General features: G+C 42.8%; 11 protein-coding genes. 6 read left to right on the top strand and 5 right to left on the bottom strand.

The genetic code is table 11. The annotated features are described in order from the left end of the window. Positions 1–135 precede the first annotated feature (135 nt). The 3 genes from RE469_09370 to RE469_09360 all read left to right on the top strand — a co-directional run bounded on the left by RE469_09370 (position 136) and on the right by RE469_09360 (position 3,511). On the top strand, positions 136–1,332 hold the full coding sequence (locus RE469_09370; protein WMT44401.1) for a hypothetical protein: 1,197 nt from the start codon (positions 136–138) through the stop codon (positions 1,330–1,332). Positions 1,333–1,804: 472 nt separating this feature from the next. Next, complete coding sequence (locus RE469_09365) at positions 1,805–2,989, top strand: AAA family ATPase (GenBank protein ID WMT44400.1); 1,185 nt, start codon at positions 1,805–1,807, stop codon at positions 2,987–2,989. A gap of 6 nt (positions 2,990–2,995) precedes the next feature. Then, positions 2,996–3,511 (top strand): hypothetical protein, encoded by a 516-nt coding sequence (locus RE469_09360; GenBank protein WMT44399.1) that lies wholly within the window; start codon positions 2,996–2,998, stop codon positions 3,509–3,511. Positions 3,512–3,749: 238 nt separating this feature from the next. Here the strand turns inward: RE469_09360 and RE469_09355 are convergent, their stop codons facing one another. From RE469_09355 to RE469_09335, 5 genes are all read right to left on the bottom strand, one after another. Then, a complete protein-coding gene (locus RE469_09355; protein WMT44398.1) occupies positions 3,750–4,280 on the bottom strand; it encodes a hypothetical protein in 531 nt (176 codons plus the stop codon). 137 nt (positions 4,281–4,417) lie between these two features. Then, positions 4,418–5,719: an MFS transporter gene (locus tag RE469_09350; GenBank protein WMT44397.1), complete on the bottom strand. Its 1,302-nt coding sequence runs from the start codon at positions 5,717–5,719 to the stop codon at positions 4,418–4,420. 167 nt (positions 5,720–5,886) lie between these two features. Continuing rightward, complete coding sequence (locus RE469_09345; GenBank protein WMT44396.1) at positions 5,887–7,425, bottom strand: flippase; 1,539 nt, start codon at positions 7,423–7,425, stop codon at positions 5,887–5,889. 96 nt (positions 7,426–7,521) lie between these two features. Next, positions 7,522–9,486 carry a DUF2079 domain-containing protein gene (locus RE469_09340; protein ID WMT44395.1) on the bottom strand — a complete coding sequence of 655 codons (1,965 nt, stop codon included), beginning with the start codon at positions 9,484–9,486 and terminating at the stop codon, positions 7,522–7,524. Between the two features lie 131 nt (positions 9,487–9,617). After that, positions 9,618–13,733, bottom strand: coding sequence for a thermopsin family protease (locus RE469_09335; GenBank protein ID WMT44394.1), 4,116 nt, complete (start codon positions 13,731–13,733; stop codon positions 9,618–9,620). A gap of 428 nt (positions 13,734–14,161) precedes the next feature. Between RE469_09335 and RE469_09330 the strand changes: the two genes are divergently transcribed. The 3 genes from RE469_09330 to RE469_09320 all read left to right on the top strand — a co-directional run bounded on the left by RE469_09330 (position 14,162) and on the right by RE469_09320 (position 16,172). Continuing rightward, positions 14,162–14,686, top strand: coding sequence for a hypothetical protein (locus RE469_09330; protein WMT44393.1), 525 nt, complete (start codon positions 14,162–14,164; stop codon positions 14,684–14,686). Between the two features lie 10 nt (positions 14,687–14,696). Further along, positions 14,697–15,314, top strand: coding sequence for a hypothetical protein (locus RE469_09325; GenBank protein WMT44392.1), 618 nt, complete (start codon positions 14,697–14,699; stop codon positions 15,312–15,314). A 138-nt stretch (positions 15,315–15,452) separates the two neighbouring features. Further along, positions 15,453–16,172, top strand: a complete 720-nt coding sequence (locus tag RE469_09320; GenBank protein WMT44391.1) for a hypothetical protein — start codon at positions 15,453–15,455, stop codon at positions 16,170–16,172. The last annotated feature ends 1 nt before the right edge of the window (position 16,173 follow it).

Below are 16,173 nucleotides of genomic sequence, written 5' to 3'. Positions count from 1 at the left end.
TACTATCCGCCTTTCAATTTAAATTAGAAATAATGACGATTCTTTTTCATCTGAATATTTAACTTTGATTTATTCACATGATTGCAAAAATGCAACAGCAATAATATCTATATATAACTGAATATAATCCACTATGTGAAATCGACATTAGTAGCTTTAGTTGTAGTAATCGTAGTAGTAATTGGCGCGGTTGGATTTATTGCAGTGAAAGACCCTAAGTTACTGTCAATTAAAACTTCTTCTCCTTTGCCTGATACTTCGCCAGGCATGCGCGTTCTTGCAACTTCAGAAGTGAATACTTCAATGACCGGTGGCTGGTATGAGGTTATGAACCTAACTGCGGGAGTCACAAATCTCTCTGCCCTTGGAAATGCGGTAAATGGTCTTTCCGGATCCTCATCATCGTCATCTGGATTTCCAGTGAATGCCCCTTACGTTCATGTAAGCTATGCACAAGCTGCCCTTTTTGCAACCGCAAATGACAGTGATCTTGTTTTCGGTTATGCAGCTTTTTCGTCCGTAAATTATGCAAATTTGACCAATTCAACAATCTTTAGCAACATAACCAAGGATCACCTGAAAAATGTTACATATGGTGAAGTTTCTGGTGCATTCTTCGTATACGGATTTAACAAGACCAATGGCAATTATTCAGCGGCCATTTATGCAGTCTATTCCAATTACCTTATACTGGGATTCTACCACGGACTTAGAAACAGAACTATGGATGCATTCACAGGAATGGTCTCAACTGAAATCTCAATTCTCAATGCATACAAGATAAACTTCGTTCAGGCGGAAAAACTGGTAGGCACATCCAACATAACATCTGTCCTTGGATCTTCATTCAGTTCAGATTTCAACATGAGTGTATACATTATAAATCCTGACCTTGCACTGAATAATGCCAGGAACACCAGCACATTCAATTCAGAGAGAAATACATACAGTCCCGTTTTCAATATTACGAACAATGGAACTGCCGTCTCTGGATTCGCTTTGGAAACCTTCTCTTCATCAAGCTCCAATATAACATTTGCAATGGGATATCTTCAGGCTACCTCATTGTCGGTAGTCTCACAGGCCTATATGAATATCACAACTTTGATGAATCAGTCTCTAAAGGGCAACCCTGATGGTCTTTACATAGAGAATCAAACATACAACGGCTTAAAATTCTTTGAACTTAACATATCGAGTACTAACGGGCCAAACATAACATTTGCAGTGGGAATAAAGCAGAATTACCTTGTCTTTGAGGCAGATCTTGGTTCCGGACATATGAAATCTCAATTGAAAACAATCATGGAGCAGGAATCTGACCTCCTATGATTTCCAATTCATCCCATATATTATTTTCATGAACTACATTTTCTGGCATGCTGGTATTTCTGCGATGTACATTTATAATCGCCAATATCTTTCGGAAGGAATTAGGCCATCATTCCAGGTCACATCGATTTACGAGTTAAAGGCATGCATGGGTGGTATGCAATCCAACCATTTTTTGCATCCGCCAGCCGGTAGACGGAAATAGCTCTTTGTGATACATTCATGTTAATTTTCATCCTTTTTCCAGCGGAGAGAAGAATTTACGCTCAGAAGAGTTAGGGTGAGACCAAATCGCGTTATAGGATTATTAAAGCATTTATGCGTCACTTTAAGTTTTTTGTGTATATTTTGCTCCTCACATCGACGGTGAGCATCTCACCGTCTTGTAACACTTAATAGGATGCATCCAGTAATTACTTATTATGAAGTATTTGTTATTGTTTTTGTACCTAAATAGTTTATAGTTCTGAAAATGATCAAGAAAGTACGGGCTATTAATTTTAAGAGTTTTGAGTCTTTAGATATTGACCTCTCTGATCTCAATGTTATAATTGGCCAGAACTCGGCCGGTAAATCCAATTTTGTATCTATTTTTCAATTTATAAGAGACATTGCTACTGTCGGACTAAGTAATGCCATATCACTTCAAGGCGGTCTGGAATATCTTTTGAACTACAGGAATTCAGCAGAGGGACATCTGGATGTAGAAATACAACTAGACATTAAGCATTATATATCTCTGAATGGACCACAAACCGTTCGCCTTTCTGATTTTTCTTACAAACTTCAGCTTTATCCATTCAAAAGAAAGAAAGGGATTCAGAAATATATTGAGGAGGTATCACTCAGGACCTCCAGAACAAAGGGTGATACCAATGAAACTGGCACCATAAAATTTTTCTTGCAAAACGGAAAAATAAGTAGCGAAGGAGAAGAGAAAATAATAAAGCAGATCATGCCCTTTCCTACATCTTTTAGCAAAGACATGGGTAGCCTTATGCAAATTCCCCCACTGAGCTTTTTCCTGGGCTTCGGAATGGACCACCTTATTCAAGTATATGACTTTGACCCAAAATTATCAAAAAAAGCAATTCCTATTACAGGTAAAGCTGAATTGGAACCAGACGGCAGTAACACTGCACTTGTTTTGAAAAAAATGCTTGCACATCCAGATGAAAGGAAGAAATTTATCCAATACCTGAAAGTTTGTTTACCATTTGTCAAGGATGTATCCATTGAGAACCAGGTAGACAAATCTGTTATATTCAAGATGCTGGAAACCTATAATTCGAAGACATATATCCCTGCACCCATTATCTCTGATGGGACCATTGAAATAGTATCTATAATTTACAGTCTATTTTTTGAGAGAAAGGAACTCATCGTCATTGAGGAACCGGAAAGGAACATACATCCTCGCCTTATTTCAAACCTAATGAGCCTTGTTAAGGAGGCCTCACAGAAGAAACAGATTATTATCACAACACACAGTCCTGAAATGATAAAATATGTGGATCTTGAAAATCTGTATGTAATTGATAGAGATCAATACGGGGCATCAAAGATCTCCCGTGCTTCAAACAACGATGAAATAAAGGCTTTTCTCAAGGAGAAGATTGGTATTGATGAACTCTTTGTTGATGGGATTCTCAATTGAATCAACATGTCGAAGTATATTTTTGTAGAGGGATATTTTGATGAATTGTTAATAAACAGGATCATTGAACTTGAAAAAATAGGGCCCCAATTAAAGATGTTCAAATACTCTCAAAAGAAGGATGAAAAGGTTGACAGCTACATTTTCTCCATCAGATCGCAAGGAGAGCAATTCATGTTCATTGCAGACGATGATACAGGGAATTATGCATCTTCAAGTTCCAGAATCTCCGAACTGAAAAGAAGATATACAAGATTGACGGATGAAAACATATTCCTTGCAGTTCCTGAAATAGAAGGATGGTCTATTTCTGGACTTACCAGGACAGCAGCAAAAACGCTTAAGCTCCGGGAGCTTCCAAGAGCCGACACCGGTACAAAGGAGAAATTTATTTCAATACTTCCAAATCCTTCCGATGGTACTCTAATCAGAAGCCAAATTCTTGAGCTTTTCGATATAAAAACAGCATCTTTACACTCCTACTCATTCAAGAATTTTCTGGAGAAATTGAAGCAACTTTGAACTTCGTCATTATTCATAACACATATTGAGTTAGCTTCAAAATTTTCTAAATTTACACGGTTGTAATGAGTCAGTCAGTATCGTTATTTGTAGAATCCTATAGTAGCTCATCGTGTGATTTACAAGCACAAAAATGTAGTTAATTTTCTTAAGGGTGGTCACTGCCTTTTACGGATCAAGGCGTTGAGACCCGATAGCAGAGAAATCTAAAATCACACTTTGTTAGGGTGGCATGATATTACTCTTCGACTTTTGCCCGTGCTCCAAGCGTTTTCGTTAGCAGGTCAGAATATCTTTGGAAGGTTTCGTCATCAAGGCGTGCCATTTTCTCATAATTGTTGTGCATCAGCTTGTATTCAGTATCACCCTGGGAAGCTGAGATCTCCAGTAATGGTAATCCCATTAGTTTCCCCTGCTTCAGCGAAATATACCTTATTTCTGCGTAATCAATTCGTTGAAATTCTGGGGGCACCTTGGCAATCTCCGCATCAATGTTCTTTTCTATCTGATTTCCTGCTTCAATAGCCATATTGATAATTTGCTCATGAATCTGCTTGCTGTCCCTGTAAAATGCAACGTCCTGAACGGCCGAAATTGGAGCAAGAGTAAGAGGGTCCGATCTGAGATATTGGATTACATCCTTTCTAATCTCCCGCTTGTTAAGAACATCAAAAATCAGCAGTGAATCCGGCAAAAATATCAGGTGATGAATATTTGTAGTTTTACCGCGTTTCCACGCATTGTCTATTGAACCTTCGATTGTGGTCATTTCTTACATTAATTTGCCAATAATATAAAAAATTTAACATACTGATTGAGAAGAATGATCATAAATACCCTGTTTATCTCACTTCAGGGAACATAAGCCATATTTTTACTGGCCCAAGGATCCTGAAATGAAAATGCTTACTTGGCTGACGTAACCGGCGATATGACAACCCTTGAGATGCGTCTTGTGAACATTCTTCCCAGCAGGACGTATGAAACTGCCACTATGGTGGTGCCCAGGGAAATATATAACCAGTAGGCGCTTGCAACTTTCTGGAAAACAAATAAAAGGTAAAGGCCTATTATTGCACCTGCGAAACCACCGAAACTTGTGTAAAGGTTATACACTCCAATGTATGAACCCCTCATATTTTCAGGCGCCAGTGTCGTTATGATGCTCTGGGTGGTGGGCGAGAGCATATCCTCGCCAACGGTTGCAACTGTCATAAAGGCAACAAGGATCAGGAACACCGGGGATGATGTGAGTATGAGAAATGAAATTGCATAGAAAACCGTCCCTATGCCTCTCCACATCATTGGATTTCCTGACCTGGTCATGAGCCTGAGAAAAGGGAACTGAAGAGCCACAACAAGCGCTCCGTTCAGGGCCCACACTATGCCGAGATACAGATACGGAAGATGCTCCACAACTATTGTATATACGGTGAATGTTGAACCTCTCTGCCTCATGAAAATGCCAAGAGCGATACCAACAATTATGAAAAGTATGAAGAACCTGTCACTTCTATAAGCCCTGCCAAGATCGCCTTTCTTCAGGCTGATATGTTCAGCGGGAACATATGATTCCCTGAAGAGGTAGTACAGCATTATGATCTCGACAACGGTCACAGCTGCCGAAACCAGGAATATATACTGCAGTCCATGGTAAGCAAGATACGCACCCATGAGCGGGCCAATGGCAATGCCCAGGTTTGCCATTATTCTCATGACAGTGTAGCCTGACAGCCTGTCACTGACTGAGGTTACGTCTGCCACTGCGGCCTGCACTGCCGGGTACTGTATGGAATTTATGACTATTGTTCCATACCAGGATAATAGCAGCAGCAGAAAATAATGGGGAAACGCTATACTGTAAAAAATAAGCAGATAGAACAGCACCGCTGGTATCTGCGAGTACACCAGTATCGATCTTCTTCCGATTTTATCTGTTAGAATACCGGAAAAATACTGTATGAAAGCCATGATGAGTGTTGCAGTGCCCAGAAACAGGCCAGTTACAACAAATCCCATGTGGTAGACCACTATGAACACAAGAGGCACAAATATGAAGGATGAACCTCGCCCGAAAGCCCTGATAAAGCGAGTGGCACTGAGGATCCATATTCTCTTGTCAAGGCCCCTTATCTTGAATTCATAGGGATTTTCAGCTTTACTTTCCGATATTTTTGAGGCCAACGGTATTCCTCCACTTTCATCCATTTCAATTCCGGTGGACTTCAGGAAGCATGATCAGCAAAAATTGCTTTCATGCACGATTCATCCGCATATTTTCGGCTTGAATTTTCAGATACCTTCATCTCACCCATCTATAACTATGTTTTCAAGATTTCATTTGACCACAAGTTGGCTGATTCAGTAATGGTAAATCAGTGAAGTATCAGAACCTCGATGGCCCTCCGTATTTTCCTGTACTTATCCGGAAACAGTGATATGATGAGGTCCTTGTCCTCTCTCTTGAAAATCTGAAGTATCCTTGCAGCAATGACGTACACGACAAATCCCAGTGCTATATACAGCGGCAGAAGCAGTAACGTGTGATGCAGGAAAGCCTCCAGAGGTTCCTCTGCGGACATCACAACTGCAAACATTATCATTGATGCAATCCACACCTTGGCAAATGCGGAATAATTGAAATGAACTATCCCGTTCTTTCGGGCAAAATAGTACTGGATCACAAAGGTTGCAGCATAGACGGAGGAAAAGCCGAAAGCCGCGCCTATGAGACCGAACCTTGGTATCAGCACAATGGAAAGAACAACATTTGCAGCCAGGGCTGCTGCGCTTGAATAAATGAATAAATGCGTCTTCCGCACGGATGCTATTGCCTGGGTGAGTATATTCACAGAGATGAAAAGTGCCGAAAAACCCATAATTATTGCCAGTGCAACGGAGCCTCCGGTGTATTGATAACCACCAAGGAGTACCAGAATCATTGGTGAGAGTGCTGCAATACCAAGTGCAGCAGGCACATATATTGATGATAGAAGAACAGAAGAGCCGTCAACTATGCTGGCTATCTCCCCTCTCCTCCCTTCGCCGAAGAGTTCAGAAAACTTTGGCATCAGTATGTTATTGAATGGTGTTGCAAGGAATCCTATTGATGAGGCAATCAGAAGTGCAAAGTTGTATACTCCAAGAGAAGAGAGATTCAGCAGCCCTGCAACAACGAATCGATCCATGTATGATGCGCCATATCCGATTATTCCGGAAAGAAGTACCGGAAGAGAATACTTCAGGATAAAATTGCTCCCAGGGGCTTTGCCACTGGATGGATAACGGCTCACCTGCCTGAGTATTATGGCCAGTTCCAGCGAGACTCCAAGGAATACACCGATAATCCAGCCGAAGATTATTACGTCAAGGCTTCTGGCATACAGTGCCAGAGCTATTGACCCAAAATAATAGAAGACCCAGATGATTATGTTTATTATGGCCGAAAGCCTGAAATTCTGAAGGCCAAGCAAGGCGCCGTTCAATATTCCAAAGAGGATATTTCCAAGAAGGACAATGCTGAGCAGCCTCACAAGGAAGGAATATGATGAACTGTGAAGGAATATGAGTGATATCCCGCCACTGGAAATCAGCAGAATGCCGAAACCTACAAGGGAGAGAAGAAAGCCAAAACCTATCATCTTCCTTATGGTTTTTCTTACGGCGGCATAATCACCTATGCCAAGGCTGTATGATGTGAAGTGCTGGGCGGCGGTCCCAAGACCGAAGGAAAAGACAATGTTAAAAAGCCCAATTATGGCAAGGAACAGAGCTATGGCGCCCACCGCAGTGGTACTGAACATCCTTACGATGATGATATAAAAAATTGCTCCGGAAAACAACTGAACGCCGGAACCGGTGTACTGGAAAATTGCATCCAGTCCTAGCGATCTGGACGAGGTAAGTTCAGTCATTTCTACCCACATGCAAAGTTTGCTTTAAAATTATTCGATCTGCAGTGATGCAATGTTGTGTAAATCTGTTCAGACCTGCGTTTCTACACACACAGCTCAAGCCTCCGTTTCCTGAATGCTCATTGACTGAATTGTGACTGTACCATACAAATTCAATCCGGTCATGAACAGGTCAGCACTGGCATAGAAGTTGTCCAGCGTGAAATTTACAATCACTGAATTCTGCCCGCTGTCGATCTGCGATGATGCCACCATTATATTGCCGGCAACATTATCTGCGGAAAGCCTAAACTGAACAGATGAAGGGGCATCCAGGCTTACGTTTGAAAGATTCAGCCGAAGGGAATATGTTCCGGGATAGAGCAGGAATGCTGCTGAAGGTATGACTGTCACGTTGATTGCGTTGGATATTTGCAGGCCGCCTGCCGATATTGCTGAGGAATTAAGGGCGAACATCTTTCCGTATGGCACAGTGGGGTAATGCATCGGGCTGAATAACACAGGAGAGCCGTGATATCCCCGTTCCAGCAGGAATGCGCCATGATATTCGGCAACTATGCCAAAGGCACCGGATGCCATGGCATTCTGTGTAAACTGGTACTGGTTATAGCCTGTGGGAGCTGGAGTTGAGGTGAAATCGCCCGGAACACCTGAAACATACTGAATTGAACTGTTTGTAACCATGTACTGTGGAGTCCAGGACAGCGGATACCCGTTGATTGTATCTGATACCAGTGAGCCGTTTACGTTTGGGGAATGCACCATAATTTCAGGCATGTTTCCTCCAAACACAATGCCTGTGGCACTGGCAGGAATCAGATTTATTACTGACTGAAGCTCGGGCTCTGTAACCTGGCCCGCAGTTGTGTAATCCGAAATATTCAAAGCACCGTTTGTGTGTGCCGCCAGCGGGCTGTATGGCTGGAAGAGCATGGCAAATATTGCTATTGCCACAAATATCTTGATGGCAGTCCTGAACTGTGCATCAATTCCCCTCCTGGAAATATTTAGTGGTTGTGACGTGGTTTCACCGGCATCGCTCTGCCTTTTTGCCATGAGACCTGCAAATACACTGATGAAAATCAGGGGCACAAACAGCGCCGAGTACTGATCAGTGAACACGGATGGGTATAGATACCCGCTGTAGTTGGTGTAAAAGGCAAAACCAAACAGGGCCCATAGAATCAGCGAGAACTCAGAGTAAAAGAGGGGCAGAAGAAGAAGGGGGGCAGAGAATATGAGAACCGTTATGAGGTCTGTGCCAAGAGATCCGCCCAGGAATGATGCGCCTACCACATAGTGAATGTTTCCCATTGATGATACACCCAGCACGTATGTGTTGGCATAATACTGAAGCAACGTGATGATGAATGCTGCGAAGAACAGCGCCATGTCAAACTTCATCCTTGTGCGCATAACGGTTCTGTCTGTTGTGCGGTATCCTGTCCTGAAGTTGTATATGAAGTCGGCCATTGAATAAAGGACAACAATTCCGATTATGGGAAATCTTGTGAGGCCAGCCAGGATGAACAGGACAAATGAAAGCTTGTACCTGCCTGAGATCTCCAGATAGTATGCCAGAAGCATGAAGGGCAGGAAAAATGTCTGGGCATGCACATCGAAAAATATTGATCCATTAATTGGGAAATAAAGCAGGTAGGCGATTGAGATCAGCACTGGAGCAATGGGATTCCTGAAAATTCTTCGTGATATGAGATATACTGTGATGGCTGAACCGAGCACAAGTACAAGCTGGATGTACAGCAGTAATATGAAGCTGTTAAAAACTGACAGAGGCGAGAGTATTATCCTCAATGCTGACCCGGCAGCATACTGATACAGAATGCTGCTGGAGTGGATGTAGAATATGGAGTGGAGAGAGCCGTAGAAAACTCCAAGATCGAAGACATAATCGTGCAGTGTAATATATTTCAGCCAGATTATTGGTACCCAGTAGATCAGGACCAGTGCAACCGCAAGGAACGGAATTGCACTAATAGCAGTCTGCAGGGAATCTGAAAACTTATGATCAGTGCGGGTATGGCTGGAACTGCTTAACATTGTTTAAAATGTTTAAGGAAATATATAAAGGTAGTATGTAGGTTGTTATGCCCCTATATTGTTTGTCGACAGTAAGTCTCCAACATTACAGCATTACATAGAAAAAGTGAGAGTTTTAAAAAATTACAGGGTCAGAGGCCACGGGAAAGATATTCCCCGGCCTGGTAGTACCCATAGAAATCCATGGAGAGGTTCATCGCGCTCATGGTACCTATTCCTGCGAAATCGTTCCATCCCTGGCCAAGATATCCGCTTCCCGTTTCGCCCGGATAGGGTTCAACATAGTTCACCTGATGGAATCCTGGGGCACCAAAGAGTGATCCATATCCAAGCCCATACAGCACCGGCTGTATCCAGCCCATGTACCCTCCACCGGGGGCTCCCGATTCATTCAGGAACTGTGCAATGTCAGCAAATATTCCGGCCGATATTGGTGTGGCATAGCTGGTTCCCCCCGCTGTATAGAAGCCTCCACCCACTGTGGTTATGAGGTTTGTGGAAGGCATGGATATATCAGGCTGGGCCCTGTTTGTGTAAACTGACGGAACAATGATCCTCTCAGCCGACTGGTACAGCGGCCTTGAGAAGAACAGGCTGTTTCCTCCTCCAGATCCCACTGGGCCACCATACCACTGGTATTCTGGCTGGTACCAGCCGCTCTCATTCACTATTGCACCGGTGCTGTTCAGCTGAGTGTAAACCCCACCTACGGATACTATGTATGGGGATGCCATCACTGTCAGGTACAGAGAGCTGTGACTGTCTGCAGATCCAAGGAATATTGTGGTTCCCTCCGCCACAGCCTGCATTCCAATCTGGGTATATATTGCTGCGAATCCGCTGTCATGATGGAACTGGAGTTCTGCCCAGCTGCCGGATATGACATTTGGATGTATTACATTCAGGAAGTAGTACAGTTCCAGGTTGATCGCGTTGTCACCGATACCGGTTATGTTGAAGGGAACCATCACGTCATAGATGGTCGCATTTGGCGCCATTGCACCTGACCATTCTACATCGAGATCGGCCTCGAAACCCTCTCCATATGGATTCATGCCGTTGCTGGTAAGGTTTACAAAATTCACTGTGGGGTTGTGTATGCCGTATGTGTTCCAGAACTCACTGACGCTGCTCATGTTGACAGCCTCGCCAACGCCTAGTATGCCTATGCTTATGCCCTGTCCTGTGAAACCAGCATTCTGCAGTGTAGTGACATTGTAATAGTTCTCAAGATTTGGAGGTGTCAGCACACTGCTGCCGGCAAATGGATCGCTGACTTGTGTTGCAGCAGTCAGGCCTGTCTTTACCTGCTGCTGATTCACTCCTCCAAGCAGTACATCTGTTGAATAGCTGAGCCCGTAAACATGCAGAATGGTGCCATTGAACTGTGCCGGGATATACGGATTGGCCGTGTTTGTCATAAACTCAGTTGGATAGGCTCCGGGATAGTTGAAGTAGTAGTTGAATTCAATAACTCCAAAGGCTGATTCTATCTCTCCAACTGTCCCTGATACAACAATTGCAAGAGGGGCGTAGGCATAGTTCCAGACCTTGAGGCCAAGCGAAGAGTAGTAAGATTCCACAGCCGCCACTGTTGACTGACCTGGGTAAAATGCACTCATGAACTGCTGTGGCGTCAGGAAGTGATGGAAGTATGGCGACATTGGAGAGTTCACTGCCGAATCAAAGGTCTGCAGCTCTGAAAGATTCGTCATGTTGAGGTAAATCACCACACTCATTGGTGCACTGGCATTGGCGGAACCAATATTCAGCAGGTATGGCTGGAAAGCTGGATCTGTCATGACGTAAGGAATATTGCCTGCAAGCTGCACTGAATTGGCTGGAGGTATGTCTATCACGTTCAGAGGCAGGTAATCTCCACCGTTTGCTATGAGCCCATTGTCATTGTATGGTATTGTCCCATTGAAATTGTACCAGTAATTGCCACCATAATAAGGACCACCGACAACACTCCCTGATCCGGGGAAGTACCCATAGCCGTTCACACTGTACAGGTAAATCGTGGTTGATGAACTCAGCTTACTGGTTAGGTTCCAGCGGTTGTGGTAACTTGCATAGTTGCCGCTGTATATGCTGTAATCGGGGCTTTGTGCTGGTATAACCACCGTGAAGAAGTTATTTGTCACAACACTGTTATTGCCGAATATTGAGATACCAACAGGTTCTCCCCATATATTCCATGATGACCGGAGTGAGGGCTCAGTGAGATAAAGGCTGTTATTGAAATGGTTTCCCCAGACACCCACCTGACTGTTGTAAAGAAGCACGGATGAATCCATTGAGAGGAAATCATTGTTGAGTATCCCTCCGGAACTGTTCCAGAATACAACGTTAGCCTCAGGGAAACCCGCCTGGTTGTAGGTGTACCATCCAGTTATGGATGTGCTGTTCTCAAGAACAACTCCAGATGAATTGTAGAACCAGTATCCCAGGAAATTGTCAGGCAGGCCTGTGTAGAACAGGGAGTAGAGCTGGTATGTATCGGAGTATACTATGGGGAAAGCAGGCATATTGTTGAAAACAATATACTGGTTTGTGTTCAAAAGCATTACTGCCTCGAACTGCGGGAAGGCAAAGTCATTGAGCTGCCCGAACAGCGGACTCATATAGGTATACTCCTGGTTGAAGGCAATATACGGATTTGATAATGTTCCGTCACCTGAAACAGATATATTTGCCAGCTGTGCATTGTTCTCAGCATACAGCGGTGTGTATATGCCTGTTGAAGGGTTACTGGAAAGCATAAAGTTCTCACCGGGCGTAAGAATACTTACCTCCGGGTTGTGATAGCTCATGAGAGCTTCAGCACTGTACGTGCCTGCAGGAAGCCAGAAGTTATAACCTCCGGAAGATGTCAGAGGCACATAGCCATTGTAGTTATTGCTCATGACATTACCCGGGCTCACGAAGAGAAAAGCATTGCTGGGTGCAACCTGACCATAGAACTGCTCCATCTGGCTCTGACCGCTGATGTTCCACATTCCATACAGAAGTGATGGACCGGGAGTTAGAATTGCCTGATGGGCTGAATTCCAGGCAACTGCCATACCCACGGAGGTCTCTCCTGTGTCAGTGCCGAAGTCAAAGGCCGAAGGTACAGTAACATATCCTGTGCTACCCCGGTTACCTTGATTTGGCCCTGGTGGGGCAGGGTGATGTTGTGCTTCTGGATTTTCCTGCGGGATGTATTTCAGGCTCATTGTTCCATCTATGTTCATCACGTTTGTGGTACTCCCACCGCCTGGGCCTCCAAGCATTATCTCACTGTCATAAAGAAGCCCGTTAGGTGCTGGAGTTGTTCCGCTGACGAGGAAATCTGAGATCTTCACATGTGATTTGGGTTCAGGACCGACGGGATGATCTGGAGCGTTATTATTGTTATCTGACGGTTGAACTGGAGTAGAGTTGAACGTTACACGATCATAGGTTCCACTCACGCCTATTGTTGGAATGGAGTAGTTGAAGTAAACGGCATCGTTACCGTTGAAAAGGGAAGTGTTCAGGTAAAGATGAGCAACAAAGGGCGTAGAAACATTGTAGGAAGGCCCTATGGCTATGTGGACACCGGGATATGGATATACTTGGCCGGTGGAATTAAGTATTGCGTTGTTTGTCATGACTGCTGTCTGGGACGAGAAATTCCATATGTTATCCTCGAAGCTCAAAACATGCGTTCTGGTGGAATATACAATAACATTCTGGGTCCAGAATGAGTAATTGGCGACACCGAATAGAGTGGTATTTGCCATTACGGTGTTCAGCTGGAACGTCAGGGAACTTGGTCCGTCATTGCCAAGGTTGTAAACACTCAGGTTGTTAATCCTCAACGTTGCCTGGAAACTGTTGCTGTAGTAATTATGGCCCACAAGGGTGCCACTTTCATTCTGCAGTCCGAAGAAACCAAGACCCATTGGTGCAGGAGCAAAATCATAGAGTGGAGTTACAGTACCATTTTCCAGCTTATAATTTGGGTGTGCATTTGGCAGAAAGAGAAGCTTGTTTACGTTGTTCACCGTAGCCTGGTTTACAGAGCTAGCGTGATTCCCTGTACTTCCCGGGCTAGCTGGTACGGAAGGCTGACTGGAAGGACTTCCTGATCCATTACCAGGGGAAGGATTGTTTTTTGCTGTAGAATGGCCATTAATTGAAATTGCCATACCAACGGCGCTAACCACCATTACAATTGATACAATCAGAACTAGAGCTGTGACAATCTTTTTGCTCATAGAAATTCATTGTCATCAGGATGAACAATTTTTCCCTATCTAAGGTTCATATATATTTAAATACATTGATAGTCAACGACTCTCAATGTCCGAGACATAAACTTTAAGATTATAATCAATTTCATTCATTAAATGCTAATGATATCTTTCTATGGATTTAATGACCGGTCGAATATATGAAAATGATCAAATCCTATTACTTTCATCTGATGACCTGGAACTGTGGTAAAATACAGTCATTTAATTTAGAATGACATTACTGACTGAGTACAGGAATTCCAACGGGACATTCACAATTTTATCCCATCCCTGGTCGTCATCACGTATTTATCCCTTAGGTGTTCCCAATCAATGTTGCAAGAAGCTGCCTTGAAAGCTTGGAAATTATTGCGAATGAGATTTATATATAACAATAGTATTATTTGCGCGTGAAAAGAAACATCATGATTGCTGTAACGCTGGTACTTGCTCTTATGGTGCCGGTTGTAACTACCGCAGCGGTTATTGTTAGCAATAATGTCACAATTACTTCTACCAGTAGTCATACCAATATGGTGTACCTGACCGAGGGACCTGGATACAGTTACGCTAATTCATCTGGATACATCAGTATTATTGGGAATAACTCGAAATACACAAATGAAACAGTGGATATTTCAACCATACCTGGCAGTGGTTATGTTGTGATGACGAATGTCCTTGCAGTATACAATGACAGTGGCACGACTAATCCTCTGTATTTATGGTTCAATGGAACGATACCATCTGGTGTGCAGTTATTCTACAGCAGCAACCTGATGACTTTCAACGGTAGTTCCGTGAGTGGCACTCCAATGTCATCAGGCACCAATGGCCCAATTCATTTAATGAGTAAGGGTGATGCACTTTACATTTCCATAATTGTGACATCAAATATACGTAGTTCATTTGTGCTGAATATGCAGCAGGAGTAAGCTGGATTAAATGAGAAAGAAAATTCTAGGATACCGGCTATTGGTCCTATTGGTTATATCGGTAACTATTGCTGCTTCTGTTTCATTTGCTGCAGTTATAGTGGATAACAGCTACCAGGTAAGTGTCTCTCCAATTCATCCAGATATAGAACTTCAGCAAACCGGGAACGCATCAATTTCCAGTTCGATAAATGCTTACAACACTTCAGACAACGTAACATATTCTTCATCTCACGTTAATGTGGTTAATGAAAGTGGTGTTGCTTATTTTTCAAATCGCGGATCCTACCCTCTAGTTTTTAGTATGAATCTGGTTAACTACTCAGGAGATAAATATGTGAGTCAAATTGTTGTTTACGCCATTTCTGTAAATTCCTCATATTTCCCAATCATTAACATGTCATTTGAAAACGGGACTCTACTTACTAGCCATAACTACTGGGTGAAAGTGGGTTTGGGAAGAACTGTATCAATTGGAGAGAGAATCATCATGGTAAATGATAATGCAGCAAGTAGCATAATTCACATCAGAATGTCCATTCCATTTTACATTGGGTCTGATGCCCATTCTTATGTCGGATCAATTTACCATCTGGCCATTTCAACAGAATACGGCAAATTCTACTGACGGAAAAACGCCATGATAATTTACAATTTTTATAAATTTCTAAATTTTATACCTCAGTACATTATATCAACAATAATTGCCTTTTTGGTATATTTTTACATAGGTTGGAGAGCCCCAAAGTTGACGCTGTTCTTTAAGTTGAACGGCGAACTCAATGAATCCTTCTTCAAATCTCCATTATATGAAAATGGCAGAAGCGTTATGGAATTCTTTTCTTTGGATGATCACTCTGAAAGCGGGCGTTATGCAAGCCGGCATAAAAATTCAGATTTCAGACCCTTATCCTTCTCTATTCTTTACTGCTATTTGGCAGGAACCTTCAGACCGGACGTTCAAAAAATCAGCTCACCTTACTCAAAAAATATGGATTTAAATTATAACAGGGCATTTTTTGATGTTTACCGCATCTTTTTCTCTGTTATAATTTGGGCTGGATTACTATTTCTTATCACCCCTTTTCATGATATCTATATTTTTTTACCACACTTGAATTCCACAGGCAATATCATAGTTGCAGTCATTCTTTCGGTTTCCATATTTGAAGCAATCATATCACTTCTATACTTTATTTCTGGAGCAGAAAGAAGAACAATTCTCATAATAGAACTGGGAATCTTTTCCATTTTCTCCTTATCCTTGTTTGCCCCCTCCATGACATGGTTCAATGTTTACAGCACATCTGGAAAAGTAATAATATATTTGACCCTCCTGGCACTGTTTCTTGCAATTGGCATTATTATTCCACAGCTCAGGAGAAGGATAACAATATATAGAACCTCCTTTGCCTTTACACTCATTGCCTATCTCTTTATTCTATCAGTTGTTATAATAAACATTCTGAGACTGGTTCGATTTTGAA

It is taken from the genome of Cuniculiplasma divulgatum (assembly GCA_031200235.1).
GTDB lineage: Archaea > Thermoplasmatota > Thermoplasmata > Thermoplasmatales > Thermoplasmataceae > UBA509.
Note: the sequence above shows the minus strand (reverse complement) of the source record. Positions and strands in the feature narration are given on the sequence as shown.